This is a genomic window from Klebsiella sp. X13, from assembly GCF_003323835.1.
GTDB classification, from domain to species: Bacteria; Pseudomonadota; Gammaproteobacteria; order Enterobacterales; family Enterobacteriaceae; genus Klebsiella; species Klebsiella ornithinolytica.
This window is the reverse complement of record NZ_CP030874.1, coordinates 1-26,108: the sequence shown is the minus strand read 5'-3', so window position 1 is coordinate 26,108 and position 26,108 is coordinate 1. Positions and strand designations below refer to the sequence as shown.

Below are 26,108 nucleotides of genomic sequence, written 5' to 3'. Positions count from 1 at the left end.
TCGTTTTTCTGTTCAATAACCCCATCTTATTCACGGGCGAGGTGGGGTATGGAATCTCAGATTTGGGTTGTGAGCACGTTACTAATCAGCATTGTGTTGATTGTTTTGACTATCGTAAAACTGAAATTTCACCCCTTTCTGGCGCTGCTGTTAGCCAGTTTCTTCGTCGGCGCTATGATGGGGATGAGCCCGCTGGACATGGTCAACGCCATTGAAAATGGGATCGGTGGAACCCTCGGTTTCCTGGCGGCGGTGATCGGCCTCGGCACCATTCTTGGCAAAATGATGGAGATCTCAGGCGCCGCCGAACGTATCGGCCTGACGCTTCAGCGCTGCCGCTGGCTGTCGGTCGATGTGATCATGGTGCTGGTTGGCCTGATTTGCGGGATTACGCTGTTTGTCGAAGTTGGCGTGGTACTGCTGATTCCGCTGGCCTTTTCGATTGCCAAAAAGACCCACACCTCCCTGCTGAAGCTGGCGATTCCACTGTGTACCGCGTTAATGGCCGTACACTGCGTCGTACCGCCGCACCCGGCTGCGCTGTTCGTCGCCAATAAGCTGGGTGCCGATATCGGTACCGTGATTGTCTACGGTTTACTGGTTGGGTTGATGGCCTCGCTGGTTGGCGGCCCGCTGTTCCTGAAGCTGCTGGGCAACCGCCTGCCGTTCAAAGCGGTTCCTGCCGAGTTTGCCAATCTGGAAGTTCGTCAAGAAGAGACGCTGCCGTCGCTCGGCGCCACGCTGTTGACCATTTTGCTGCCGATCGCTCTGATGCTGGTGAAGACCATCGCCGAGCTGAATATGGCCAAAACCGGCACGCTGTATATGCTGCTGGAGTTTATCGGTAATCCGATTACCGCCATGTTTATCGCCGTCTTCGTGGCCTACTACGTCCTCGGCATCCGTCAGAATATGGGCATGGCCACGCTGCTGACCCATACCGAAAAGGGCTTTGGTTCTATTGCCAATATCCTGCTGATTATCGGCGCAGGCGGCGCGTTCAACGCGGTCCTGAAAACCAGCGGCCTGGCTGATTCGCTGGCGGTTATTCTCTCCGGTCTGCATATGCACCCGATTCTGCTGGCCTGGCTGGTGGCACTGATTCTGCACGCGGCGGTGGGTTCTGCCACCGTTGCCATGATGGGGGCCACGGCCATCGTTGCGCCGATGCTGCCGCTCTACCCTGGCGTCAGTCCGGAGATCATCGCCATTGCCATTGGTTCCGGCGCAATTGGCTGCACGATCGTTACCGATTCCCTGTTCTGGCTGGTTAAACAATACTGCGGTGCGAGCCTGAGTGAGACGTTCAAATACTATACAACGGCAACATTTATCGCATCCTTACTTGCACTAGCCTGCACGTTCCTGCTTTCTTTCATCATCTGAGCGCAAAGAGACGTAATATGAAAAACGCTGACATGACCACTTTACTTGCCCGGTTCCCTCTGCTGAAGGATCTGGTTGACCTGAAAGAAACCGCCTGGTTTAACCCGGCAACCACTTCGCTGGCGGAAGGTTTACCGTACGTTGGCCTGACGGCCGACGATGTCCAGGACGCCCGTGCCCGCCTTGAGCGCTTTGCGCCATATCTGGCGCAGGCATTCCCGGAAACCGCCGTCACCGGTGGGATTATCGAATCCGAACTGGTCGCTATCCCGGCAATGAAAGCACGGCTGGAGCAGGCGTTTGCCCGGCCCGTCAGCGGCGACCTGCTGCTGAAAAAAGACAGTCATCTGCCGATTTCCGGCTCCATCAAGGCCCGCGGCGGTATTTACGAGGTGCTGACCCACGCTGAAAAGCTGGCGCTGGAAGCGGGGTTACTTGCCACCGAAGATGACTATCGCAAGCTACTGACCCCGGAATTTAAGCAGTTCTTTAGCCAGTACAGCATCGCCGTCGGTTCCACCGGCAACCTGGGGATGTCGATTGGCATCATGAGCGCATGTATCGGTTTTAACGTCACTGTGCATATGTCTGCCGATGCCCGGGCATGGAAAAAAGCGAAGCTGCGCAGCCACGGCGTTACGGTGGTTGAATACGAACAGGATTACGGCGTCGCGGTCGAGCAGGGGCGTAAAGCCGCCGAAGCGGACCCCAACTGCTTCTTTATCGATGATGAGAACTCACGCACGCTGTTCCTCGGCTATGCCGTCGCAGGCGAGCGCCTGAAAGCGCAGTTTGCCCGCCAGGGACGCGTGGTCGATGCCGATCATCCGCTGTTTGTCTATCTGCCGTGCGGCGTCGGCGGTGGCCCTGGCGGGGTTGCGTTTGGTCTGAAGCTGGCTTTCGGCGACCATGTACACTGTTTCTTCGCTGAACCCACGCACTCTCCTTGTATGTTGCTCGGCGTCCATACCGGCCTGCATGATGAGATTTCGGTCCAGGATCTGGGTATTGATAACCTGACTGCCGCCGACGGCCTGGCCGTTGGTCGGGCTTCCGGGTTTGTCGGCAGGGCCATGGAGCGTTTGCTGGATGGCTTCTATACCCTCAGCGACCAGACGATGTACGACATGCTGGGCTGGCTGGCGCAAGCTGAAAATATTCGCCTGGAGCCGTCCGCGCTGGCCGGTATGGCCGGACCGCAGCGCGTTTGCGCCAGCGAGACATATCAGCAGATGCACGGCTTCACGACCCGCCAGATGGACAACGCCACGCATCTGGTCTGGGCGACCGGCGGCGGCATGGTGCCGGAAGAAGAGATGGCGCAGTACCTGGCAAAAGGGCGTTAATACCACGGGCTCAGCGGCGGAGGATACGCCGTTGGGCCCACTTTCCGCTATGTCACACTCTGCAGAAATAACGCGATCTGCCGCAGATGCGTAGCCGCAAACATCAGCGACAGTGAAAGAACGGCGACGGCAATGAAAAACTTGTCACGTATCGCCTGCGGCTGAACAAAATCACTCTCGTCAACATCCATCAGATTACGGCGCCGCGTATAGCCCCACAGCACAACAGCTACTATCGCCAGGACGCCAATCGATAGCCAGAACAGCGCCCCCGCGCTATTCCAGTTATGTTTAATCGCCAGCGCCATCAGCGCCGCGTAGCCCAGCAACGTTCGAAACCAGGCCAGCGATGTCCGTTCCGGCTGCAGCCCCGGATCGCTTTCCCGCCGCGCCCGGCGCTTATCCGCCATACATAACCAGACCCATCACCACCACCACCACAATCACCAGCAAAAGACTGATCGCCAGCAGCGTTCCGGTGTAGGGCAGATCCTGCTTCAGGCGCATCGCTTTTTCGTTACTCAACCAGCGCAGGTAGCCATAAATCGCCAGGCCGCCGGCAAACAGACACAGCAATAGCGCCAGCACTTCGCGAATCAGCGGCGTGGCAAAATCCGGCGCCAGCTGATCTAAGCCAACCCCGGCGGCAAGAAAACCTAATGCCGTGCGGATCCACGCCAGAAAAGTACGTTCGTTGGCCAGCGAGAAGCGGTAATCCGGCGCTTCGCCGACGCGAGAAATTTTCATCAGGGTTCCTTGTTCGTAGCGCGAGCAGGCTTCAGCATAGCGTAATTTGTAACGAACAGGGGAGCAGCGCAAGAACCGGCACCCGATGGATGCCGGTTGAGGTGAGGATTAATGCAGTTCCGGCCAGTAGTCTTTGTTGGCCTCAATCAGGTCGTCGAGTATCGCTTTCGCGACAGATGCGCTGGGCACGGTTTTCGACAGCGTAATCGCCTGCCACAGCTTGTGATAAGAACGATGTTCCCAGGCATCCACCACCAGTTTCTCTACCGCCACCTGCTGGCTCATCATCCCTTTCTGGAAGTTCGGAATATCGCCGACCGTCAGCGGCTCTGGCCCGTTATGGCCGACCAGGCACGGAATTTCCACCATCGCATCGGCGTCAAAATTATGGATAGCGCCATTGTTCGGTACGATCAGCAGCATGCGCTCCTGGGTGTTGAAGGCGATGGCGGTCGCCAGATCCACGATGTATGAAGCGTGCTCGTCGATCTCCAGATCGCCGGCAGAAGATTTACCCGCGGCAATAATTGCCCGACAGGCGCTAAAGACATTTTTCTCGCGGTGATCCATGACCTCGTTAGCGCGGGTACGCGCCGGGTTGGAGTGCTCAACGACGTAATCCGGGAACAGGTAATACTTCAGGTAGGTGTTTGGCATGGTATCCGGATCCAGCGCCTGCACATCTTTCGCCTTGGCAAAGGTATCGTTCCAGCTGGCTTCGGTATGCGGATCGTTAGAAGGCGGCACATAACCATATTTCGCCACATGTTCGCGCAGTTTCGGCATCAGGTCGTTACCCTGCAGATCCTCAATCGACGTCCACCAGCCGAAGTGGTTCAGCCCGTAGTAACGCACCCGCATCTGTTTACGATCTTTGAGGCCGACAATTTGCGCCATGCGCCCTTCAATGCCGATCGGCATATCGCAGATATTCAGGATTTTCGCATTCGGACGCAGGCGGCGCGTGGCTTCCGCGACAATTGCCGCCGGGTTGGAGTAGTTCAGCATCCAGGCGTTCGGCGAGTATTTTTCCATATAGTCCACCAGTTCCAGCACGCCACCGATAGAGCGCATGCCGTAGGCGATACCGCCAGGTCCGCAGGTTTCCTGACCCAGCACGCCGTGGCGCAGCGGGATTTTTTCATCTTTTTCACGCATCGGGTATTTGCCAACGCGAATATGCGCCATAACAAAATCCACGTCGGTAAAGGCCGCCTGCGGGTCGGTGGTATAGCTGAACTCAATTTCCGGCGCCTGCTCTTTAAGAATCACTTTACACGCTTCGGCGATGGTCTCCTGACGCGCGCCGTCGTTGTCATAAAATTTCAGTGCCCGCAGCGGGAAACGGTCCTGGTTTGCTAACAACATCAATACGATACCTGGTGTGAATGTACTGCCGCCGCCTGCGATAACAACTGAGAATTTTTTCATGATACTGCCTCCGTCATGGTGGTTTGTTCGGTCTGTAGAGAATTTTTCATCAGGGATTCCAGCTGGTCGCGAACCTGGGGAACATGCAGGCCCACGATGACCTGAATCCCGTTACCGCGACGCACCACCCCGTGAGCGCCCAGCGCTTTAAAGACGTCGTCGCTTTGTGTTTTCGCCATATCGACCAGCGTGATGCGAAGTCGGGTGGCGCAGTTGTTGACGCATTCGATATTGCTTGCGCCGCCCAGCGCCTGCAGAAAGCCTGCGGCCTGGCCTAATTTGGACTCTGTGGCACCCGCGGCGCTGGTTTTGCCGCGCGCCGCCTGATAATCCGCTTTGCTGTAGAGTTTGATTTCACTCTCTTCGCGGCCCGGAGTTTTCAGATTCAGACGCAGGATCAGGGCGCGGAAGATAACGAAGTAGATAGCGGTAAAGCACACCCCGATCCCTATCTGGATGAACATCATCGAGGCATGGTTGTGAAACATGGGGATCCAGTTTTGCGGCAGGAACTGGTCAAGCAGACCACCGCCGAAGTTGCCGACGACCCCGCACATATACATCACCGTCGCCATCGTGGCCGCCAGCACCGCGTGCACGGCAAACAGCAGCGGGGAGATAAACAGGAAGGTGAACTCCAGCGGTTCGGTAATCCCCACCAGCATGGCGGTCAGCGTCGCCGGAATCAGCAACCCGGCCACTTTGACGCGGTTTTCCGGCGCGGCGGTGAAATAGAGCGCCAGCGCAATCCCGACCGAACCAAAGACCTTGGAGTTGCCATGCAGGGCAAAACCGCCTTCCGGGAACAGGGCTTTCAGCGGTTCCGTACTCTGGCTGAACTCCTGCAGATGCTGGGCCCAGTAGACCTGGATACCGCCTTCCACCACCGCCGGGCCAAAAATAAACGGTCCGTAGACAAAGTGATGCAGGCCAGTGGGAATCAGAATGCGCTCAAGGAAAATATAGACCCAGACCCCTAGCGCCCCGGCAGAGCGTAAAAAAGCCTGCAGCGATTCAATGCCCATCTGCACCTTTGGCCACCCCAGTAACGTTAGCCAGGCGCAGGGGATCATCGCCAGGAAGGCAACGATAACGACAAATGAAGAGCCCTGGAAAATACCGAGAAACACCGGCAGCGGTTTATCAAAATAGCGGTTATGTAGCGCGGTGACGATCCCGGAAATCACAATCGCGCCGATGATACTGGTATCCAGCGTTTTAATGCCGGCAATCATCGTCAGGCCGCTACCGGCCGTGGGGTCGGCCGAAAAATCGACGCCGAAAAAGTGGCCCCAGGTCATGCCCATGGCGTTGATGAAGTAGTTCCACGTCAGGAAACTCACCAGCACGGCAAGGCAAGCTCGTCCCTGCGCCTGCTTCGCGAGGCCAATCGGTAAGCCGACGGCGAAAATCAGCGGCATGTTACGAAATACCGTCCAGCCGCCTTCTTCAATAATGTGAACAATCTGGGCAAATAAACTATCAGGTGCTGTAAGCGCTTCGCCGACAAACATCGGGTTGCGCAGCATAATGGCAATACCCACCACGATCCCGGCGAAAGGAAACAGTAAAACCGGGGTAAACATGGCACCGCCAAAACGTTGTATTTGACTGAGCATTTTAAAATCCTCATTTAACAACCAGTAGGGTAAGAGGCCTTATTTGTCTTGAGTATCGGCCTAAAGCGAGAATAGGAATTTACCCGTCCGACAACATGCGATGGCGTTGCGATTCGTGATCGCATTCATGGTTTTAATTTCCACAATGTTGTCTACTTTTTGAGTTAAAAATAGACATCATGAATTGCGCTGATTAAAACAGCAGAATGAACAAATCATATCTTTATGTATTTAAAGATATTATTAACAATACACATTGTTAACCTTCCCTTTTGAAAAGTGGAACAGAGGTCTACTGGTGATCTATAAATCCATCGCAGACAGATTGCGCCTTCGGTTAAATTCCTCCGATTTCAATATCGGCAGCCCGCTGCCGGGAGAGAAAAAACTGGCGGAAGAGTTCGGCGTGGCGCGGATGACAATCCGTAAAGCTATCGAACTGCTGATTAGCTGGGGACTGGTCGTTCGCCGCCACGGATCCGGTACCTTTGTCGCCCGCAAAGATGTGCATCACGAGACCACTAACCTCACCGGTCTGGCGGAAGTGTTACGCAAGCAGGGTAAAGAGGTGGTAAGCGAGGTGCTGATATTCGAAGTCATGCCGGCGCCGCCGGCAATTGCCAGCCAGCTACGAATACAAATCAATGAACGGATCTACTTCTCGCGCCGGGTACGTTACGTGGACGGCAAACCCCTGATGCTGGAAGACAGCTATATGCCGGTCAAACTGTTCCGTAACCTGTCGCTGGTGCATCTGGAAGGGTCAAAATTCGATTACATTGAGAAAGAGTGCGGGATAACCATTAGCGGCAACTATGAAAGCCTGACGCCGGTGCTGGCGGACAAGCAGCTGGCCCGGTCAATGAATGTCCCGGAACAGACGCCGCTGCTGCGGATTACCTCGCTTTCCTACAGCGACAGCGGTGAGTTTCTGAACTATTCGGTGATGTTCCGCAACGCCAGTGAATACCAGGTGGACTACCATCTGCGGCGCGTCCACCTGGAGACGCCGTTAACTCATCCCCCAGAACAACACGGCCAGTAGCTGCGGCGTAATGATGCGCAAAAACATCACCAGCGGATAGACCGTGGCATACGAGAGCGCCGCGGCTCCGCTGGTGGCATGCAGGTTGTTGGCGAACGCCAGCGCCGGTGGATCGGTCATCGACCCGGCCAGCATGCCGCACAGGGTCAGGTAGTTCATCTTCATCAGCAGCCGCGCCAGAATGCCAACCGTTAGCAGCGGAATTGCGGTAATAAAAATGCCGTAGGCTATCCAGCTCAGCCCGTCGCCTGCGGTCAGCGTGACGACAAAATCACCGCCGGACTTCAGCCCGACGACCGCCAGAAAGAGCACAATCCCCAGCTCACGGAGCGCGAGGTTGGCGCTCGGCGGCATAAACCAGTAGAGCTTCCCGATACTGCCGATTCGCCCGAGGATCAGCGCCATAATCAGGGGTCCACCGGCAAGCCCCAGCTTCAACGCCACCGGGAAGCCGGGAACAAACAGCGGAACAGACCCCAGTAAAACCCCGAGGCCAATACCGATAAACACCGGCAGCATCTGAACCTGCTGCAATTTTTGCTGTGCGTTACCCAGCTCGGCGGCAACCGCATCAATGGCTTCCGGGCGGCCAACCAGGTTAAGAATATCACCGAACTGCAGGCTGGCATGGCTGCTGGCTACCAGCTCAACCCCAGCGCGATTAAGCCGCGAAATCACCACGTCATAGCGCTGTTTAAAATGCAGGTCGCGGATCCGCTTACCTAATACCTTCTCATTGGTGACCACCACCCGCTCAACTTTCAAATCCGTGCCGCGGGTTGAAAGCGAGGTGGAAACTTCCTTGCCGATAACCAGCTGCGCGTTATGCAAATCCTCCGGGCGCCCGACCAGGTGCAGGAGGTCGCCGGTTTGAATTAAGGTCCCCGGAGCCGGCACCATCAGCAGCTCGTCACGTTTAAGACGGGAGCAAATCAGCTTATCGCTGTTGAGCATCGGCACGTCCTGAATCGCCATGTTGTTCAGGTTCGGGTTTTCAACCCGGACGTTAATCGTTTGCAGAACCGCGTGTCCGTTTCCGCTGCTCTCATCAAACTGCTGAGCCTCTTTTTCGACGTTAACGCGAAAGAACAGACGCACCAGCCACATAGTCAGCAAAATGCCGCAAATACCAAACGGATAGGCCATGGCATAGCTCATCCCCATCTGATCAACAACGTCAAACGGTACGCCCAGATCGCGCAGAATTTGCTGCCCGGCCCCCAGCGCTGGCGTATTAGTGACTGCACCAGAGAAAATACCGAGCACCACCGGCAGCGGGATATCAAAGAGCTTATGCAGCACTGCGGTCACCAGCCCCCCAAGGATGACAATCAGGATGGCAAAGAGATTGAGCCGTAGCCCGGAGACGCGCAGAGAGGCGAAGAAACCCGGCCCCACCTGGATGCCGATGGTATACACGAAGAGAATCAGGCCAAATTCCTGAATGAAGTGCAGCATCGGGCTGCTAAGAGCGATACCCGCCAGGTCCACAAAGTGGCCAACGATAATGCCGCCAAACAGTACGCCGCCAATGCCAAACCCGACGCCGCGAATTTTGACATTACCGATCCACAATCCGACTACCGCCACCAGCGCCAGAACGCTGACGGTCAATGCTATATCACTCATCGTCTGTTCCCTGTGAATAACATTATCAATATCATGGATTATGGCTTAAGCCTCCGGGCCTGTATGCAGCCTGGCGCACAATAATCGGCGGGCCTGGATCGGCGAAAAACGGCGGGACGCCCTTTATAACGGCCAAAAAAAAGCCCCGATGATCGGGGCTTTATCTGTCGTGTCGACTTAGCTGTCGAGCGCCGGACGCTCGCTAATCGCGATACGCTGCGGGATAACCACTTCCGGCTCGTTACGGGTTAAATCAATGTGCAGCAACCCGTTATTGAAGGTAGCGCCGGAGACTTCCATATTTTCAGCCAGGGTAAAGCTCAGGCTAAAGGCCTGACTGACTAACCCCTGGTGCAGCCATTTCGTCTCTTTGTCAGCCTGCTGCGGCGTACCTTTCACGCTCAGGCGCGTCCCTTCCAGCTGAATATCCAGATCTTCCTGACGGAAACCGGCCAGCGCAAGGGTAATGCGATAGTGGTTATCGTCGCTTTTTTCAATGTTATACGGCGGGAAGCTCTGGCTTTCGCTGGTGGTTTGCAGTGCATTGGCCAGTTTGTCAAAACCGATCCATTGACGCAGCAGTGGGGATAAATCGTAGTTACGCATAATGTATTTCTCCTTCTATGAAGCGAGTTAATCTCTGCAAATCCTGTGGATTCGCATTTGCCCCCTGACGGCGAGCAAGTTTGCAGTATCGGGCCGCACGGCGACCCGGATAAAATTAGTTAATTTCGATACGGCGCGGTTTGTCTGCTTCCGGAATCACGCGTTCCAGATCGATATACAGCAGGCCGTTCACCAGATTTGCACCGCGGATATGGATATTTTCCGCCAACTGGAATTTGCGCTCAAAGTTGCGTTCCGCAATGCCCTGATAAAGATAGGTACGTTCTTTCTGCTCGGTTGCATGGGCGCCTTTGACGACCAGCAAATTATCCTGCGCGGTGATCTCCAGTTCGCTCTCGGCAAAACCGGCCACGGCAATAGCGATGCGATAATGGTTTTCATCTACCAGCTCAACGTTATACGGAGGGTAGCCGCCATTACTCTGGCTCTGATTGTTTTCTAACAGATTAAAAAGGCGGTCAAAACCAATAGCAGAACGATACAGCGGAGAAAGATCGAAATTACGCATAATAAAAAGCTCCTGAAATCAGCGAGAATTTATGACCTTCCATCATGGACAGGTCGTTATTACCCGGAATACCCCGCAGGCGTATCCTCATCGGGTCACATTGCTAAAATGTGGCTCATTCCGCCGTTTTCAAGCGCCAAAAACCATTTTTTTTTGCAGTTTCCTGTCGATTGCTTAGACTGGGTGGAAAGCACAAAAGGCAAAATGCGATGCCTGCCACAGTGCGGTGCAATAACGCTAGGCATTCATGGAATGGCTCGATATAACCGATATAACGGTTACCTCAATGCCCGAAACAACGATGGAAGAATGATGAAAAGCGGTCTGTTAAAGCTGATCCTGTTCAGCGGGATGGTTGGTCTGAGCGGTTGCTCCAGCGTGATGTCACATACCGGCGGAAAGGAAGGAAGCTATCCGGGAACTCGCGCCAGCGCGCAAATGCTGGGTAACAGTGATGCCAACTGGGGAACAAAATCCCTGGTCGCACTCGATATGCCCTTCACCGCGGTGATGGACACGCTGCTGCTGCCGTGGGATATGTTCCGTACCGACAGCTCGATAAAATCACGCGTCGAGAAAAGCGAGAAGGACTCGCTGGCGACCAACGCCGTGATTCCACCAGCGGCAATGCCAGCGCCTTGATTTAAAACTCGACGTCGGTTATCCACAGCTGTCGATAGCCATTCACATCTTGCATCCAGGCAAGGTGTTTCCCGTCCGGTGAAAACACCACAGCATCCGCTGAAGGTGGGTTTTCATGATCGGCAGTCAAAAATGTAATTTCACCGCTCCGGGCATGACAGATAGCCATGCGGTTATCCAGCACAAATCCCAGCCACTCCCCTGACGGGTGCCAGTTAAAAGCCGATTGAATATCATTAACATTGTGGGTTAGCTGCCGCAGATCGCGCCCCTGGTGTGAAATCAGCCATAGCTGCACCACTCCCGCCTCGTCGCGCATCAGGAAGGCAATCTGCGTTGCCTGCGGGTTGGCCCGCACCCAGTGCCGCGGCGTATTGACCAGCCCCGGATAGCGTCGATGGTGGGTAAAGGTTAAACGTCTCTGCATTACTCCGGCCGGCGGTGCAGGCATGGTGGTCTCCGTACCGGCCAGCGGTGCATCGCCCTGTTGCTTCCAGTCCTGCTCGCTCTCCGGTAGCGTCACAATAAACAGCTCAGGGATTCTGGCGCCATTGATCGACAGCGTATCGCCGATAAAGGCCAGCGCGTGGTTCCCCACCCAGCCTTCTTCGTATGCACGGTTAATCTCATCGCTGCCCGGCACCGGCGTCGGCGTTGTTCGGCTGACCAGAACGCTCCAGTGGCTGCCGCCATATTCACGCGGATGCTGCCCGCGCGGCGTGACCGGGCCATAAGGGGTCGCGACGCCGACGTTTCGCAGGTCAAGGGAGGCCGAGCGTTGATGCAGGACATGATCGTTATAGGTGAAGCTGACGAACTGCCCGTTTGGGCTATAGACATGGACATGAGTGCCGCCGCGCAGCGCACCCGGCGTATACGGTGCGGTGATATCCATCGCATCAAGGTTGTGCGTCGCGCCTTGATACGTCACCACGCCGCGACGATGGTGGAAATCATATTGCCAGTTTTCATCCGGATGTTCCGGACCGTGTATAAAGACATATTTATCCATCGCAGGATGAACGGTCACCACACCGACATGAGCCCCGTGTTGCGCACCATAGAGGATCTCTACGGCCCCGGTTTGCACATTGACCCGTTCAATCGTCTTCCCGGTAAAGGAGGCTCCCGACGGACGAACGTCAAAAACCAGCCACTGGCTGTCCGCAGTCCAGGTGCGCGTGTTGGTTAGCTGATGATGGCGGGGAGCAAAGGTGACTTGTTTCATAGAGATACCCTGATGCACAACGTTCACATCAGGGTATAGCATCGGACAGGATTAGCCTACACGTTTAACATCGCCCACCAGCAGGATATAGGACAGGGCGCCCATCAAGGCGACCGCAGCGATATAGACCAGGGCCGGGCCAAAGCCATAGTCCTGAGCCAGATAACCAATAACCAGCGGAACGGTAATCCCTCCCAGCCCTCCCACGAAATTAAATACCCCGCCCGTCAGGCCAATCAGACGCATCGGTGCCAGCGAAGAGACCAGCGACCAGGTAATAGAGGCAAAACCGTTACCGAAAAACGCCACCGCCATCAGTACCATGATCCACACCGGGTCATTGGTGTAGTTCGCACCCATGATGCAGGTTGAAATCAGCAAACCACAGATAATCGGCGTTTTACGGGCCACGCCAAGCGAGAGACCTTTTTTCACCAGTCGATCGGCCAGCCAGCCGGAGAGCAGAACCCCAAAGAATGCGGCGAGGAAAGGCACCGTGGTCATAAAGCCGGCCTTCAGAGCGGTAATACCTTTCTCTTGCGTCAGGTAGTTCGGGAACCAGGTCAGGAAGAACCAGAGCGTGGACGTCACGGCAAACTGCCCCAGATAAACGCCTATCAGCTTACGGTGAAAGACCAGCTTCCAGTCGGCTTTGGTCAGCGGCTGTCGCGCCTCTTTTTTCGCGGGCGCATCGCCATCCACCAGGCCACCGCCGTCGCGAATATAATCCAGCTCCGCTTTGCTGATGCTTTTCGTCTGACGCGGCGGCTGATAGACCTTGAACCAGATTAATGACCAGACAATACCGATGCCGCCGGTCACGATAAATACCCAGTGCCAGCTTAGCATTTCCTGAATCCAGATCAGCAGCGGCGTGAGGAAAGCCAGTCCGACAAACTGCCCGGAAGTATAAAACCCCACCGCGGAAGCACGTTCATGTTCCGGGAACCAGCTGGTCACCATCCGATTATTGGTCGGAAAGGCCGGCGCTTCAAATATTCCGGTAATCGCCCGCAGACCAATCAATGACATCAGTCCGGTGGCAAACCCCTGAAACAGGGTGGCCACCGACCAGCCGAAGATCGCAATAAAGTAGGTCAGACGCGAGCCAACCCGGTCCAGAAACCAGCCGCCAGGAATCTGGCAAAGTGTATAAAGCCAGGCAAAAGCAGAAAAAACGTAGCCCATTTCCGCTTTAGTGATCCCAAACTCCTCCTGAATATGGGCGGATGCTACGGCGAGATTGGCGCGGTCAACATAGCAAATGACGACGGTAATAAAGATCATAACCAGCGTCAGATAACGACGACGCCCAGGTTTTGCAGCAGTTACTGAAATATCCATAGCAATCTGTCTCCAGATTTTGGGCATAGCGAAGCCGCTCACCATGCCCTGTAGTTTACAGAGGGTGTATTTAAAATTTATATTTTTGCTTACGAATGCTCTAAATAGTTCACGTTGCAGGAAGGCGGCAAGATTGCAAATCCCCGGGAGCTTACATTAGTAAGTGACCGGGGTGCGCAATCGCAGCCAACGCACCTGTGGCGTGAAATATGAAGAGCATTTACCATTCCGCGACGGAGCCATCCTCATGCCGCCACAACGGGTTACGCCAGTCCGGCGCATTTTGGCTGAGTTCGATTACCCGGGCCTCATCAATTTCTACGCCCAGCCCCGGCTTCATTAACGGTTTAAAGAAACCGCCGGTCATATTGAAGTCCTCTTTATTCTTCACAAAATCAAGCAGCTCGGCACCCTTGTTGTAATGAATCCCCATGCTTTGCTCCTGGAATACCGCATTGCGCGAGACAAAATCGATATGCAGGCAGGCAGCCAACGCCACGGGTCCCAGCGGGCAATGCGGCGCCAGCGCCACATCGTACGCTTCCGCCATCCCGGCGATTTTATAGCATTCAGTAATACCGCCGGCATGTGACAGGTCCGGCTGCAGAATAGCCAGCCCCCCCGCCTCCAGCACACGTTTAAACTCAAAACGTGAGAACATCCGCTCACCGGCCGCAATAGGAATATGCGTTTGTGCCGCCAGCTTCGGATAATATTCCGCCTGCTCTGCCAGCACCGGCTCCTCAATAAACAGCGGGCGATATTGTTCCAGCTCTTTAATTAAAACTTTGGCCATCGGGGCGCTAACGCGGCCATGAAAATCGAGACCAAATTCAATTTCGTTGCCGAACGCTTCACGAATTTGCGCCACGGTATTCACCGCCGCATCCACCGCGCGTGAATTATCAATCACGCCCATCTCTTCACAGCCATTTAATTTAAAGGTATCAAAACCAATTTCACGCAGCTTTTTAATACCATCAATGACTTCAGCAGGACGGTCGCCGCCCACCCAGCTGTAAGCTTTGATGCTGTCACGTACCAGGCCTCCCATTAGCTGCCAGACCGGCGCATTCAGCACCTTACCTTTGATATCCCACAGCGCCTGGTCAATACCGGCAATGGCGCTCATCAGAATGGGGCCACCGCGATAAAAACCGGCCCGGTACATCACCTGCCACAGATCGTTGATGCGTGCCGGATCCGCGCCAATCAGATATTCCCCTAGCTCGTGAACGGCCGCTTCCACGGTACGCGCACGTCCTTCAATCACCGGTTCACCCCAGCCAACAACGCCTTCATCCGTTTCAATTTTCAGAAACAGCCAACGCGGGGGTAAACGATAGGTGGTGAGTTTGGTTATTTTCATTGCACTGCCTCCCGATACGCTTTAACAAATGCGGTTGCCTGCTGGGCGGTACGCTCGACGGACTGTCCGGCGCGATAAAGATCGCTGCCCAGCCCGGCACCGGCACAACCGGCATCAATCCATTGCGACAAATTCTCCGGCGTTACACCGCCAACGGCGAACACAGGAATCTCCGGCGGTAATACGGCTTTCAGCGCCTTGATATAGTCCGGCCCAAACGCAGAGGATGGAAAGACCTTCAGCGCCTGCGCGCCTGCGTCAAGCGCGGTAAAGGCTTCGGTAGCCGTAGCGCATCCCGGACAGACGGTCATGCCGTAGCCCACCGCCCGGCGAATGACGTCTGCCTGAATGTTGGGCGTCACAATAAGCCGGCAGCCCATTTTCGCCAGTTCATCAACCTGCTCCGGTTGCAGCACGGTACCTGCGCCAATCAGCGCCTGTTCGCCAAACGCCTCAACAATCGCCGGAATGCTCTGCTGCCAACGGGGAGAGTTCAACGGGATTTCGACGGCGTCGAATCCGGCGTTAATCACTGCGCCAACGTGGGCCAGCGCCTCTTCCGGCGTCACGCCGCGCAGAATTGCGATGAGTGGAATCTTTGTTTGCCACTGCATTTGCGATGCTCCTTAGTTACACAAAGCCATTAAGAATGCGTCAAGACGCCCGCCTGAAAATCCTCAGACGTACACTCAATTCAGCGATCGGGTAGCCCCGTCGCTCAGGAACAGACTGGAACACTGCGCCCAGCGGGCGCGTCAGGGATAAGGAGCGGGACGAATCGCGCCCGGATCTAGCAAGGAGGCAGATTGAATAATGAAGCGTATACCCGCCTGAAATGCCGCATCGCCATCAACCGTCGCCACGTCGCGCCCAAGAGCATGAAATGCCTGAACGTAGCGCGAGGCCAACGACGATCCTGAAACCAGCGTTATCGCCTGCGACCCGGCAAACTGTTCACTCATCGTGGCCACTTCAGCGCCAATCAGCAGGCCGGATAAAAACTCACTGACCTGCTCACGTGGAAGCGAACCCAGCACATGGGCCGCACGAACCTCGAAAAGCTGTGGCAATACGTCAGGAGACGTCAGCCCGCGATCGAGCCCGGCACGGAATGCGGCGGGTGCGAATATTTGCTCCGGTAACCCTGCGCCGACCAGAGAATGGCGCAGCAGCAGATGATGCAGTTCACCGGTCATGACGGTGCGAAAATCATGGATCTGCTGGCTGTCGGCCTGCACCCATTTACAATGGGTGCCGGGCATAACATAAACAGAAGTGGATGAAAGGGTCTGCGCTCCGAGCAGCTGCGTCTCTTCACCGCGCATCACGTTATGGTGATTATCACGAGAGACGCACAGGCCTGGGACAATCCAGATATTGTCGCCAACGGCCGTCAACTGCTGACCAATGTCCGAAAAACTGACGGGAACCGGCAGATAAGGGGCGGTTTTCCATCCCACGTTACTGCCCACCATTCCCGCCATCACTACCGGAGTCGCGCCATCGCTCCAGTTTTCGGTTATATCGCTAAACACCGCCGCCGGGGACCTGCCGTTCAGGCGAGTGACGCCAGCTTCTGATTGCCTGCTCTCCAGGCATTCATCGCCCTGATAAAGCCAGGCGCGCAGATTGGTCGATCCCCAGTCAATTGCGATGTAGCGAGATGTCATGTGATTTCCTTCAGCCTTCGTGTTGAGCTGGCGATCATGGTGAGCGCCGCCTGCTCCGCCGCTTCGCTATCCTGATGCCGGATGGCATCAAACAGCGCCTTATGTTCCTGGAGGGTTTTCGGCATGTTGCCTTCATCCCCCATCCAGGTTCGTTCAAATACCGCTCTCTGCAGCGAGCTGATTGCCACGCTCAGCTGCTGTAACACCGGGTTATGGACCGACTGCAGCACCGCTTCGTGATAGCGAATGTCGGCTTCGTTAAACGCGTCCCGGTCCTGGTTGTTGGCGATCATGTCGTTGAGCGCATCTTCAATTTGTGCCAAATCGCTCGAGGTTGCGCGCTCTGCAGCCCAACGGGCGATGGCCGGTTCAACCAGGTTACGGACTTCGCTCATAGCGCCGATAAGGCGCGGGTCGTAATCATGCTCAAGCACCCACTGCAGCACCTCGGTATCCAGGTAATTCCAGTGGTTACGCGGCGAGACGAAAGCACCACGATAACGCTTCATTTCAATCAGCCGCTTCGCCATCAAAGAGCGAAACACTTCGCGAATAATATTGCGTGAGGTTTCAAACTCTTCACACAGTTCCGCTTCAGCCGGCAGTGCCGATCCGGGAACGTACTTGCCCCCTACAATCTGGCGACCCAGCGTCACTATGATGCGGTCGGTTTTAGTCAGGTTCATGGCATGTCCTTTAAGAAGTCACTCTGCCTTACTTTACCCTGACTGCCGGTTTTTACCTCACCTTTGCAGTACAAACGTGATGCTCTTCGCCATCTGCTGTGCCACATAGTAGTACCAAACAACAATGTTGTACTACAATTTAGATCACAAAAAGAACAATTGATAAAATAAAAAAAGCGAACCGGAAGGCCGCAGTCAGAAGGGAAGTCAGAATAAGAGGGCGAGGTACAAAACGATCAGAAGGCTTCACCAACCTGGAAGTAAAAGCCGCTGCTGCCTTTGCCGATACCATAGTCCAGGCGAATATTCACCCGAGGTTTAAATTCAAAGCGATAGCCAACGCCCGCCGTCGGTAGCCAACGGCCGTCATTCAGAGAATCAACGGAAGGTCCCATCGTCCCTGCGCCAACCCAGGCAACAATGCCATGGCGCCAGGTCAGCTGGCGACGATACTCCAGCTGGGCGCTCAGCACATTTTTATCGCGATAGCGCCCCTGATAATAACCGCGCATGCGTTCATCGCTGCCGAGAAGCGGCAGCATGCTCCAGGGGACATCGCCCTGAGTAAATACTCCGTCGGCCTCCCAGGCCAGGACGCTTTTTTCGCTGAGCGCGGTGTAGCGGCTGTAGTGAAGATGCCATTCATCAAATCGGGTATCGCTCCCCAGCCCCGGAGCATAGTGGGTATAGCGGAGGTCCGCATACTGGCCCTGACGAGGGTTCGGAACAAAATCCCGATCGTCCCAGTTCACATCGATGCTGAAGCCAGAGCTGAATACCGAGGGCCCCTGAGGAGTGCTTTCAATTTTGGGCAAATTGTCGCGGTCCATCTCATCGGCATTCTGGGCGGCCAGTGACCAGCCCACGCCAAGATACACATTGTCCACCAGCTGTCGATACACGGTGGGCCGCAGCGTCAGTACCTGCGCGGTATATTTCTCTTTGCCACCGTCATTATCGGCAGCAGTGAAACCTTGTCCCCAGTAATAGGTTGGCGTATTGGCCAGCGAACCTTCGACGAAGATGCGCCAGAGATCGTCGGCAAAAAAGGCGTAGTTTTTTACGCTAATACCAAAGGCGCCGGTGGAACTGGCGTAACCGCTGAGCGTTAACGTCGAGTTTTGACTAACGGTATCGGCGGGATCGGGACGATACATGCCGACAATCGCGGTGCCGATTCCCAGACCGAGCTCCGGCGTGTAGAACGGTCCGGGCATTACGCCCCAGTCGATCCCTTTCGAAGCATCGAACTGGTCGCTGGCGCCCAGGTTTTTTAACCAGTCATCAATATGTTCCCGGCTCAATGCTTGCGCCTGCGCCTGCCCGATAAAAGAGCATGCGGTACAACACAGAATGACGCTACGCAGCGTGCTCAAAAACGTTTCTCTCCGGGATAAAGGTGATGACGGCCCGCAATGCGAAATCGCGTCGGGTTTGAGTATAGTTGGCATCCAGCATGACTTTTCGAGGGCGGTACGGATTCATCAATTTAAGAAGGAAAGCTTATCGAATTTGCAATAATGAAGGGGAGACTTCTGTGCGGACTGGCGTGCAGTGAGGCAAAAAATGACGAAGTGGTTCATTTTAGGCATCGTCAAGGTGGAGTCAGGCCCGAAATCATCGGGCCTGAAGATCGGGTCAGGATAAAACGTACTTCTCAATCGCCCAGGCTACACCATCTTCAAGGTTCGATTTGGTGATGAAGTTAGCGGCTTCCTTCACGGTCGGAATCGCGTTATCCATCGCTACGCCGACGCCAGCAAACTCAATCATCGCAATGTCGTTTTCCTGATCGCCAATCGCCATGATCTCTTCCTGCTTGATATTCAGCGCATCGGCCAGAGACTTCACGCCGGTTCCTTTATTGACGCGCTTATCGAGGATTTCGAGGAAGTACGGCGCGCTTTTCAGCACGGTATACTTCTCTTTGACTTCCGCCGGGATACGGGCGATAGCCTGGTCAAGGATTGCCGGCTCATCGATCATCATCACCTTCAGCAGCTGGATATTCGGGTCCATATTTTCTGCTTCGCAGAAGACCAGCGGAATCGTCGCCACGTAGGATTCATGCACCGTGTAGTAGCTCACATCGCGGTTCGCGGTATACAGCGTATTGCGATCGAGAGCATGGAAGTGGGAGCCGACATCGCGGGAAAGCTGTTCAAGATAGCGGTAGTCATCATAGCTCAGCGCTGTTTGCGCCACGGTGCTGCCGTCGCTTGCCTTCTGTACTAATGCGCCGTTGTAGGTGATGCAGTAGTCTCCCGGCTGTTCCATGTGCAGCTCTTTCAGATAGCTATGCACACCGGCATACGGACGGCCGGTGGTGAGCACAACGTTGACGCCACGCGCGCGCGCCGCGGCAATCGCGGTTTTAACAGCAGGAGAGATGGTATGGTCAGGCAGCAGCAGCGTACCGTCCATATCAATTGCAATCAGTTTTATAGCCATGAGATCCCCAGGTAAGATGAGTCCTGGGCCATGCTAACGCGATTCCGCTCAAAAAACAGCAACAGAAGAAGGGGAAAACGAGGATAGGATCGAAACGAGGAATTCCTCTTTTAGGCCAGCGGAACGCCCGGATAGTGGCGCCAGGCACCCTATCCGGACAGCATATTCCGTCGCCCCGGCCGGCATCGCGCCACCGGGGACCAGCAGATAAGCTTAGATATCGATGTTCGCCGCTTTCAGGGCGTTTTCTTCGATAAAGGCGCGGCGCGGTTCTACGGCATCGCCCATCAGGGTGGTGAACAGCTGATCGGCAGCAATCGCATCCTTCACGGTCACGCGCAGCATACGGCGGCTATCCGGATCCATGGTGGTTTCCCACAGCTGATCCGGGTTCATCTCGCCCAGCCCTTTATAGCGCTGGATAGACAGACCACGACGGGATTCTTTCACCAACCAGTCCAGCGCCTGCTCGAAGCTGGCCACCGGCTGGCGGCGTTCGCCACGTTCGATAAACGCGTCGTCTTCGATAAGCCCACGCAGTTTCTCACCCAGCGTGCAAATACGACGATACTCACCGCCGGTGATAAACTCGTGATCCAGCGGATAGTCGGTGTCCACCCCGTGGGTACGCACGCGGATAACCGGTTCGAACAGATGCAGCTCGGCATTTTCGTGAACATCGAATTTCCACAGGCTGCCGTGCTGCTCTTTCTCATTCAGGTCGGTCACCAGCGAATTCACCCAACGGGTCACGGTCTGCTCATCAGACAGATCGGCTTCGTTCAACGTCGGCTGATAAATCAGCTCTTTCAGCAGCGCTTTCGGGAAGCGACGTTCCATGCGAACAATCATTTTCTGCGTCGCATTGAACTCGGCAACCAGTTTCTCTAGCGGTTCACCCGCCAGGGCCGGGGCGCTGGCATTGGTGTGCAGCGTTGCGCCATCAAGGGCGATAGAGATCTGGTATTGATCCATCGCTTCATCGTCTTTGATGTACTGTTCCTGCTTGCCTTTCTTCACTTTGTACAGCGGCGGCTGTGCAATGTAGACATGGCCACGTTCAACAATTTCCGGCATCTGACGATAGAAGAAGGTCAACAGCAGAGTACGAATGTGCGAGCCGTCGACGTCCGCATCGGTCATGATGATGATGCTGTGATAACGCAGTTTATCCGGGTTGTACTCGTCGCGACCGATGCCGCAGCCAAGCGCGGTAATCAGCGTCGCCACTTCCTGAGAAGAGAGCATTTTATCGAAGCGGGCTTTCTCGACGTTGAGGATTTTACCCTTCAGCGGCAGGATTGCCTGGTTCTTACGGTTACGGCCCTGCTTCGCAGAACCGCCCGCCGAGTCCCCTTCCACGAGGTACAGTTCGGAGAGCGCCGGGTCGCGTTCCTGGCAGTCTGCCAGTTTGCCCGGCAGGCCAGCCAGGTCCAGCGCACCTTTACGGCGGGTCATTTCACGCGCACGACGCGCGGCTTCACGCGCACGGGCCGCATCAATAATTTTGCCAACCACGATTTTGGCGTCAGACGGGTTTTCCAGCAGATATTCATTCAGCAGTTCGTTCATCTGCTGCTCTACCGCCGTCTTCACCTCGGAGGAGACCAGTTTGTCTTTGGTCTGTGAGGAGAACTTCGGATCCGGAACCTTCACGGAAACCACGGCAATCAGGCCTTCACGCGCATCGTCGCCGGTGGCGCTGACCTTCGCTTTTTTGCTGTAACCCTCTTTATCCATATAGGCGTTCAGGGTACGGGTCATCGCCGCACGGAAGCCCGCCAGGTGCGTACCGCCGTCGCGCTGTGGAATGTTGTTGGTAAAGCAGTAGATGTTCTCCTGGAAACCATCGTTCCACTGCAGCGCGACTTCTACGCCAATACCGTCTTTTTCGGTGGAGAAGTAGAAGATATTCGGGTGGATCGGCGTTTTGTTCTTGTTGAGATACTCAACGAACGCCTTGATGCCGCCTTCGTAGTGGAAATGGTCTTCTTTGCCATCACGCTTGTCGCGCAGGCGGATAGACACCCCTGAGTTCAGGAATGACAGCTCACGCAGGCGTTTTGCCAGGATTTCGTATTCGAATTCGATGACGTTAGTGAAGGTTTCATAGCTCGGCCAGAAACGCACCATGGTACCGGTTTTTTCGGTATCACCGGTGACGGCCAGCGGTGCCTGCGGTACGCCGTGGGCATAGATCTGACGGTGAATCTTGTTATCGCGCTGAATCACCAGCTCCAGTTTCTGTGACAGGGCGTTAACGACAGAGACGCCCACGCCGTGCAGACCACCGGAGACTTTATAGGAGTTATCATCAAATTTACCGCCTGCGTGCAGTACGGTCATGATGACTTCAGCTGCCGACACCCCCTCTTCCGGGTGAATACCGGTCGGAATACCGCGGCCATCGTCCTGTACGGAGACAGAGTTATCGCTATGGATAGTGACAACGATGTCTTTACAGTAACCTGCGAGCGCTTCGTCGATAGCGTTATCCACAACCTCGAATACCATGTGGTGCAGACCGGTGCCGTCATCCGTGTCGCCGATATACATACCCGGGCGCTTACGCACCGCATCCAGCCCTTTCAGGACTTTGATACTGGAGGAGTCATAAGAATTCGACATCAACGTTTCTCGCTCATTTAAACTTAGGTTAATCCGTTATTTTACCCTTTTCCACGGTGAACATCTTCGAATTTTTGTCCGACATGTCCATTACGTGTTCAGCGCCGATCGCGCTGACGAAAACCTGTGACTGCGTGGCTTTTAAGCGGCTGGCAAGCAGTCCGCGCCGCGCATCATCAAGTTCCGAGGCAAAATCATCTATCAGATACAGACAGCGTCTCCCGCTTTCACGGGTTAAAAACTCACCCTGCGCCAGTCGTAGCGCGCACATCAGGAGTTTAAGCTGCCCACGTGACAAAGTATCTTCGACCGGCGCACCATCGGCACGAATGCGGAAATCCGCTTTGTGCGGGCCGTGGGCGGTATAGGTCAGCATGCGGTCACGCTCGAAGTTTCTCTCCAGCACTTCGGAATAATCCGTTTCTTTCTCCCAGCCGCGCTGAAAGGAGAAGGTCAGAGAGAATTCAGGTAAAAACTGTTTACAGGTATCCGCCATGTCTTCGACGATAGCGGCGCTATATTCGGCACGCCAGCGGCTGATTTGTTCCGCCAGCGGTATCAGTTCCAGATCCCAGGGACGTATCTGCGCATAGCGGCCAACCTGGCGCAGCGCGGCATTACGCTGCTTCAACAAGCGCTTCAGATTGCTCCAGGCAGTAAAGAATCCGGCTTCGTTGTGAAAGCATCCCCAGTCGAGGAACGCTCTTCTGTATTTGGGGCCGCCGTTGAGTAATGTAAACCCCTCCGGCGTAATCAGCTGCATCGGCATCAGGTGTGCCAGTTCAGCCACTTTGTGGCCGTCGGTACCGTCAATACGGACCTTGCTGTCGCCCTGTTTATCTTTAGTCAGGCCGATAGAGATTTCGCGCTCCTGGCCCTGCAGGCGCCCGTGTAGCACGAACGACTCCTGCTCATGGCGAATCACCCGGCCAATTTGCAGGCTGCGAAACGCCCGACCGTGGCCGAGCGTATAGATGGCCTCGAGCACGCTGGTTTTGCCGCTGCCGTTGGCGCCAACCAGAAAGTTAAAGCCAGGAGATAAAGCGAGATCCGCATCTTCAATATTGCGGAAGTCTTTAATCAGGAGTCGGGATAGCGACATATCAACTCATAGCCAGGGCGTTATCGTCGCAGTTAGTCTGGTTACGGCCAGCGCGCAGCAACCGCAGCGTACTACAGTACGTGAGGATTGCGAGCACTGCCCGGAGCCAGAATAACAAGTAAGATAGCCCGATATTTTCTACAACCTCATGGGCATGACAACGTAGGCTGCCGATTGTGACGCCGCATCCTCAATCTGCACGCTCGATACCGAATCGGTCAGCAAAATACGCACATTTTCGCACTTCAGCGCATTAAGCACATCCAGCACATAGCTGACGTTAAAGCCGATTTCCATCTCGCTGCCGGAGTAGGAAACGTCGAGAATCTCTTCCGCTTCTTCCTGTTCCGGGTTATTGGCGGTGATTTTCAGCTGATTTTCGCTGACATAGAGACGCACGCCGCGGAATTTTTCGTTCGACAGAATCGCCGCGCGGGCAAAGGCCTGCTTAAGAATATCGCAGCCCGCATCCAGATGTTTATCCGGATTCTTCGGCAATACCCGGCGATAATCAGGGAAACGACCGTCAACCAGCTTCGAAGTGAAGATAAAATCACCGACGTGGGCGCGAATATTGTTGCTGCCAATCTGCACGCGCAGCGGCGTATCGCCGCCATCAAGCATGCGCATCAGCTCAATCACCCCTTTACGCGGCACGATCACCGAGTGATTCGGCAACGATTCACCCAGCGGCATTGAACAGACCGCCAGACGGTGTCCGTCGGTGGCAACGGTACGCAGTTCGTCACCTTCGGTTTCAAACAGCATGCCGTTTAAGTAATAACGCACATCCTGATGCGCCATCGAAAACTGCGTGGCTTCAATCAGGCGCTTCATGGTCGCCTGCGGCAGGGTAAATTCAACTTCACTCTGCCAGTCATCAAGATTCGGGAAATCGGCAGCGGGCAGGGTCGACAGCGAAAAACGGCTGCGTCCGGAACGCACCAGCATCCGATCGCCTTCCAGCTGAACGGCAATCTCCGCGCCTTCGGGCAGGCCGCGGCAGATATCAAAGAATTTTCGCGCCGGAACGGTCGTTGCACCCGCCTCATGGGGTTGAATCAGCGCAACGCGCGCCACCATTTCCATTTCGAGGTCCGTACCGGTCAGCGACAGCGCGCCATCCGAGACCTGAAGCAGCAGGTTACCGAGAATTGGCAGCGTCGGACGACCCCCTAAGGGACCGCTCACCTGTTGCAGCGGTTTTAATAAATGTTCACGTTCTACGGTAAATTTCATAGCGTCACGAGGATAATGTTCTGATTAAATTGGAAAAGTCTTCTTTGATATCGTGGCTTTCTTCACGCAGCTGCTCAATCTTACGACAGGCGTGTAGCACGGTGGTATGGTCGCGACCGCCAAACGCATCGCCGATTTCCGGCAAACTGTGGTTGGTCAGTTCTTTCGCCAGCGCCATCGCCATCTGGCGTGGACGCGCCACCGAACGGGAGCGGCGTTTCGACAACAGATCCGCTACCTTAATCTTGTAATATTCCGCCACCGTCTTCTGAATATTGTCGATGGTGACTAGTTTTTCCTGCAGCGCCAGCAGATCGCGCAGCGCTTCGCGCACGAAATCGATGGTGATCGCCCGGCCGGTAAAGTTGGCATTGGCGATAACGCGGTTCAGCGCCCCTTCCAGCTCACGTACGTTAGAGCGTAGACGCTTGGCGATAAAGAAGGCCACTTCTCCCGGCAGACGAATGTCATTTTCGTCGGCTTTTTTCATCAGGATCGCAACACGGGTTTCCAGCTCAGGCGGCTCGATCGCCACCGTCAGCCCCCAGCCAAAGCGGGATTTCAGACGATCCTCAACACCATTGATCTCTTTCGGATAGCGATCCGAGGTGAGAATGATCTGCTGATTACCTTCCAGCAGGGCATTAAAGGTGTGGAAAAACTCTTCCTGAGAACGCTCTTTATTGGCAAAGAACTGAATATCATCGATCAGCAGGGCATCGACGGAGCGGTAGTAGCGTTTAAACTCTTCAATAGCGTTGTTCTGTAACGCTTTAACCATGTCCTGAACAAAACGCTCCGAGTGCATATAGACCACTTTGGCGTTGGGTTTGCGCGCAACAATGCCGTTACCAACCGCGTGCAACAGGTGGGTTTTACCCAGACCGGTACCGCCATAAAGGAATAGAGGGTTATATGCACCGCCCGGGTTATCGGCAACCTGACGCGCCGCCGCACGAGCCAGCTGGTTAGATTTACCTTCAACAAAGTTGTCGAAGGTGTGCTTAACGTTGACGTTAGAGCGGTAGGTCGGCTCCGCCGGGGCCGGGACGTTATCCCAGCCAGGACGCACGATCGTGGGCGCGACGCGCGCCGTTTGAACCTGCGCTGCCGGTGTAGCGGTCGCGACATGCGTATTTACCGCACCGCGTTGCGCCTGCACCGCCGGGCGGGTCCCGACTTCAAATCGCAGCTGTGGGGCATCAGCACCGCAAAAATCATTGAGGAGTCCATTGATATTATTGAGGTATTTATCCCTTACCCAATCGAGCACAAAACGGTTTGGCGCATACAGTGCCAACGTGTTATCGCTCAATTCCGCCTGCAACGGGCGTATCCACATACTGAATTCTGTGGCTGGTAACTCATCCTGCAATCGGGCAAGACACTGCTGCCAAAGCGAAAGTGACAC

Annotated in this window: 23 protein-coding genes and 1 other annotated feature; of the genes, 4 read left to right on the top strand and 19 right to left on the bottom strand. The window is 55.2% G+C overall.

The genetic code is table 11. The features are described 5' to 3' along the window. Positions 1–48 precede the first annotated feature (48 nt). Positions 49–1,386: a D-serine transporter DsdX gene (gene dsdX, locus DSD31_RS00115; protein ID WP_015585470.1), complete on the top strand. Its 1,338-nt coding sequence runs from the start codon at positions 49–51 to the stop codon at positions 1,384–1,386. Positions 1,387–1,403: 17 nt separating this feature from the next. Beyond that, a complete protein-coding gene (gene dsdA / locus DSD31_RS00110; protein WP_086815643.1) occupies positions 1,404–2,732 on the top strand; it encodes a D-serine ammonia-lyase in 1,329 nt (442 codons plus the stop codon). Between the two features lie 47 nt (positions 2,733–2,779). Here the strand turns inward: dsdA and DSD31_RS00105 are convergent, their stop codons facing one another. The 4 genes from DSD31_RS00105 to DSD31_RS00090 form a co-directional block, all read right to left on the bottom strand. Further along, positions 2,780–3,142: a DUF202 domain-containing protein gene (locus DSD31_RS00105; protein ID WP_113990771.1), complete on the bottom strand. Its 363-nt coding sequence runs from the start codon at positions 3,140–3,142 to the stop codon at positions 2,780–2,782. Beyond that, positions 3,132–3,479, bottom strand: coding sequence for a YidH family protein (locus DSD31_RS00100; RefSeq protein ID WP_113990770.1), 348 nt, complete (start codon positions 3,477–3,479; stop codon positions 3,132–3,134). Before DSD31_RS00100 ends, DSD31_RS00105 begins: the two co-directional genes overlap by 11 nt. A gap of 108 nt (positions 3,480–3,587) precedes the next feature. Further along, a complete protein-coding gene (locus DSD31_RS00095; protein ID WP_004869142.1) occupies positions 3,588–4,910 on the bottom strand; it encodes a 6-phospho-alpha-glucosidase in 1,323 nt (440 codons plus the stop codon). Continuing rightward, a complete protein-coding gene (locus tag DSD31_RS00090; protein WP_004869143.1) occupies positions 4,907–6,529 on the bottom strand; it encodes an alpha-glucoside-specific PTS transporter subunit IIBC in 1,623 nt (540 codons plus the stop codon). Before DSD31_RS00090 ends, DSD31_RS00095 begins: the two co-directional genes overlap by 4 nt. Positions 6,530–6,827: 298 nt before the next feature. Here DSD31_RS00090 and DSD31_RS00085 point away from each other — a divergent pair, with 298 nt between their 5' ends. After that, complete coding sequence (locus DSD31_RS00085) at positions 6,828–7,574, top strand: GntR family transcriptional regulator (protein ID WP_004869145.1); 747 nt, start codon at positions 6,828–6,830, stop codon at positions 7,572–7,574. Here DSD31_RS00085 and DSD31_RS00080 read toward each other — a convergent pair. The 3 genes from DSD31_RS00080 to ibpA form a co-directional block, all read right to left on the bottom strand. Beyond that, entirely contained in the window at positions 7,542–9,203 is a 1,662-nt protein-coding gene (locus DSD31_RS00080; protein ID WP_113990769.1) for a putative transporter, read from the bottom strand. The two genes, DSD31_RS00085 and DSD31_RS00080, sit on opposite strands and share 33 nt — an antisense overlap. 177 nt (positions 9,204–9,380) lie before the next feature. Beyond that, entirely contained in the window at positions 9,381–9,809 is a 429-nt protein-coding gene (ibpB, locus tag DSD31_RS00075; protein ID WP_015585468.1) for a small heat shock chaperone IbpB, read from the bottom strand. A gap of 115 nt (positions 9,810–9,924) precedes the next feature. After that, the gene (gene ibpA, locus DSD31_RS00070) at positions 9,925–10,338 is read right to left on the bottom strand and encodes a small heat shock chaperone IbpA (protein ID WP_004869150.1); all 414 of its coding nucleotides are present in this window, start codon (positions 10,336–10,338) and stop codon (positions 9,925–9,927) included. Next, positions 10,332–10,405: a sequence feature (ROSE (Repression Of Heat Shock gene Expression) occurs in the 5'-region of heat shock genes and acts as an RNA thermometer to modulate expression.), on the bottom strand. Its footprint overlaps the gene before it by 7 nt. Positions 10,406–10,647: 242 nt before the next feature. Here ibpA and DSD31_RS00065 point away from each other — a divergent pair. Further along, complete coding sequence (locus tag DSD31_RS00065; protein WP_015585467.1) at positions 10,648–10,980, top strand: YceK/YidQ family lipoprotein; 333 nt, start codon at positions 10,648–10,650, stop codon at positions 10,978–10,980. Position 10,981: 1 nt separating this feature from the next. Here DSD31_RS00065 and DSD31_RS00060 read toward each other — a convergent pair whose 3' ends face one another. The 12 genes from DSD31_RS00060 to dnaA all read right to left on the bottom strand — a co-directional run bounded on the left by DSD31_RS00060 (position 10,982) and on the right by dnaA (position 26,108). After that, positions 10,982–12,208: a DUF3748 domain-containing protein gene (locus tag DSD31_RS00060; protein ID WP_113990768.1), complete on the bottom strand. Its 1,227-nt coding sequence runs from the start codon at positions 12,206–12,208 to the stop codon at positions 10,982–10,984. A gap of 51 nt (positions 12,209–12,259) precedes the next feature. Continuing rightward, positions 12,260–13,597, bottom strand: a complete 1,338-nt coding sequence (locus DSD31_RS00055) for an MFS transporter (RefSeq protein ID WP_071934242.1) — start codon at positions 13,595–13,597, stop codon at positions 12,260–12,262. Between the two features lie 175 nt (positions 13,598–13,772). After that, positions 13,773–14,921 carry a galactonate dehydratase gene (gene dgoD, locus DSD31_RS00050; protein WP_004869158.1) on the bottom strand — a complete coding sequence of 383 codons (1,149 nt, stop codon included), beginning with the start codon at positions 14,919–14,921 and terminating at the stop codon, positions 13,773–13,775. Then, positions 14,918–15,535, bottom strand: coding sequence for a 2-dehydro-3-deoxy-6-phosphogalactonate aldolase (locus DSD31_RS00045; RefSeq protein WP_004869159.1), 618 nt, complete (start codon positions 15,533–15,535; stop codon positions 14,918–14,920). The genes dgoD and DSD31_RS00045 overlap by 4 nt, the downstream gene beginning before the upstream one ends. A 141-nt stretch (positions 15,536–15,676) precedes the next feature. Further along, positions 15,677–16,591 carry a 2-dehydro-3-deoxygalactonokinase gene (locus DSD31_RS00040; RefSeq protein ID WP_044346901.1) on the bottom strand — a complete coding sequence of 305 codons (915 nt, stop codon included), beginning with the start codon at positions 16,589–16,591 and terminating at the stop codon, positions 15,677–15,679. Then, positions 16,588–17,277, bottom strand: a complete 690-nt coding sequence (dgoR, locus tag DSD31_RS00035) for a D-galactonate utilization transcriptional regulator DgoR (RefSeq protein WP_004869163.1) — start codon at positions 17,275–17,277, stop codon at positions 16,588–16,590. Before dgoR ends, DSD31_RS00040 begins: the two co-directional genes overlap by 4 nt. Positions 17,278–17,513: 236 nt before the next feature. Continuing rightward, positions 17,514–18,644: a BamA/TamA family outer membrane protein gene (locus tag DSD31_RS00030; RefSeq protein ID WP_160873578.1), complete on the bottom strand. Its 1,131-nt coding sequence runs from the start codon at positions 18,642–18,644 to the stop codon at positions 17,514–17,516. A gap of 271 nt (positions 18,645–18,915) precedes the next feature. Then, a complete protein-coding gene (yidA, locus tag DSD31_RS00025) occupies positions 18,916–19,728 on the bottom strand; it encodes a sugar-phosphatase (RefSeq protein WP_004869167.1) in 813 nt (270 codons plus the stop codon). 213 nt (positions 19,729–19,941) lie between these two features. Beyond that, the gene (gene gyrB / locus DSD31_RS00020) at positions 19,942–22,356 is read right to left on the bottom strand and encodes a DNA topoisomerase (ATP-hydrolyzing) subunit B (RefSeq protein WP_004869170.1); all 2,415 of its coding nucleotides are present in this window, start codon (positions 22,354–22,356) and stop codon (positions 19,942–19,944) included. Between the two features lie 28 nt (positions 22,357–22,384). Then, complete coding sequence (gene recF, locus DSD31_RS00015; RefSeq protein WP_064357711.1) at positions 22,385–23,458, bottom strand: DNA replication/repair protein RecF; 1,074 nt, start codon at positions 23,456–23,458, stop codon at positions 22,385–22,387. Positions 23,459–23,596: 138 nt separating this feature from the next. Further along, positions 23,597–24,697, bottom strand: coding sequence for a DNA polymerase III subunit beta (dnaN, locus tag DSD31_RS00010; protein ID WP_004869173.1), 1,101 nt, complete (start codon positions 24,695–24,697; stop codon positions 23,597–23,599). A 4-nt stretch (positions 24,698–24,701) separates the two neighbouring features. Further along, positions 24,702–26,108, bottom strand: a complete 1,407-nt coding sequence (gene dnaA / locus DSD31_RS00005) for a chromosomal replication initiator protein DnaA (protein ID WP_004869176.1) — start codon at positions 26,106–26,108, stop codon at positions 24,702–24,704.

Coding starts and splice junctions, on each gene's coding strand:
- dsdX (WP_015585470.1), top strand. CDS start 49: ATGGAATCTCAGATTTGGGTTGTGAGCACGTTACTAATCAGCATTGTG.
- dsdA (WP_086815643.1), top strand. CDS start 1,404: ATGAAAAACGCTGACATGACCACTTTACTTGCCCGGTTCCCTCTGCTG.
- DSD31_RS00105 (WP_113990771.1), bottom strand. CDS start 3,142: ATGGCGGATAAGCGCCGGGCGCGGCGGGAAAGCGATCCGGGGCTGCAG.
- DSD31_RS00100 (WP_113990770.1), bottom strand. CDS start 3,479: ATGAAAATTTCTCGCGTCGGCGAAGCGCCGGATTACCGCTTCTCGCTG.
- DSD31_RS00095 (WP_004869142.1), bottom strand. CDS start 4,910: ATGAAAAAATTCTCAGTTGTTATCGCAGGCGGCGGCAGTACATTCACA.
- DSD31_RS00090 (WP_004869143.1), bottom strand. CDS start 6,529: ATGCTCAGTCAAATACAACGTTTTGGCGGTGCCATGTTTACCCCGGTT.
- DSD31_RS00080 (WP_113990769.1), bottom strand. CDS start 9,203: ATGAGTGATATAGCATTGACCGTCAGCGTTCTGGCGCTGGTGGCGGTA.
- ibpB (WP_015585468.1), bottom strand. CDS start 9,809: ATGCGTAACTACGATTTATCCCCACTGCTGCGTCAATGGATCGGTTTT.
- ibpA (WP_004869150.1), bottom strand. CDS start 10,338: ATGCGTAATTTCGATCTTTCTCCGCTGTATCGTTCTGCTATTGGTTTT.
- DSD31_RS00065 (WP_015585467.1), top strand. CDS start 10,648: ATGATGAAAAGCGGTCTGTTAAAGCTGATCCTGTTCAGCGGGATGGTT.
- DSD31_RS00060 (WP_113990768.1), bottom strand. CDS start 12,208: ATGAAACAAGTCACCTTTGCTCCCCGCCATCATCAGCTAACCAACACG.
- DSD31_RS00055 (WP_071934242.1), bottom strand. CDS start 13,597: ATGGTGAGCGGCTTCGCTATGCCCAAAATCTGGAGACAGATTGCTATG.
- dgoD (WP_004869158.1), bottom strand. CDS start 14,921: ATGAAAATAACCAAACTCACCACCTATCGTTTACCCCCGCGTTGGCTG.
- DSD31_RS00045 (WP_004869159.1), bottom strand. CDS start 15,535: ATGCAGTGGCAAACAAAGATTCCACTCATCGCAATTCTGCGCGGCGTG.
- DSD31_RS00040 (WP_044346901.1), bottom strand. CDS start 16,591: ATGACATCTCGCTACATCGCAATTGACTGGGGATCGACCAATCTGCGC.
- dgoR (WP_004869163.1), bottom strand. CDS start 17,277: ATGAACCTGACTAAAACCGACCGCATCATAGTGACGCTGGGTCGCCAG.
- yidA (WP_004869167.1), bottom strand. CDS start 19,728: ATGGCTATAAAACTGATTGCAATTGATATGGACGGTACGCTGCTGCTG.
- gyrB (WP_004869170.1), bottom strand. CDS start 22,356: ATGTCGAATTCTTATGACTCCTCCAGTATCAAAGTCCTGAAAGGGCTG.
- recF (WP_064357711.1), bottom strand. CDS start 23,458: ATGTCGCTATCCCGACTCCTGATTAAAGACTTCCGCAATATTGAAGAT.
- dnaN (WP_004869173.1), bottom strand. CDS start 24,697: ATGAAATTTACCGTAGAACGTGAACATTTATTAAAACCGCTGCAACAG.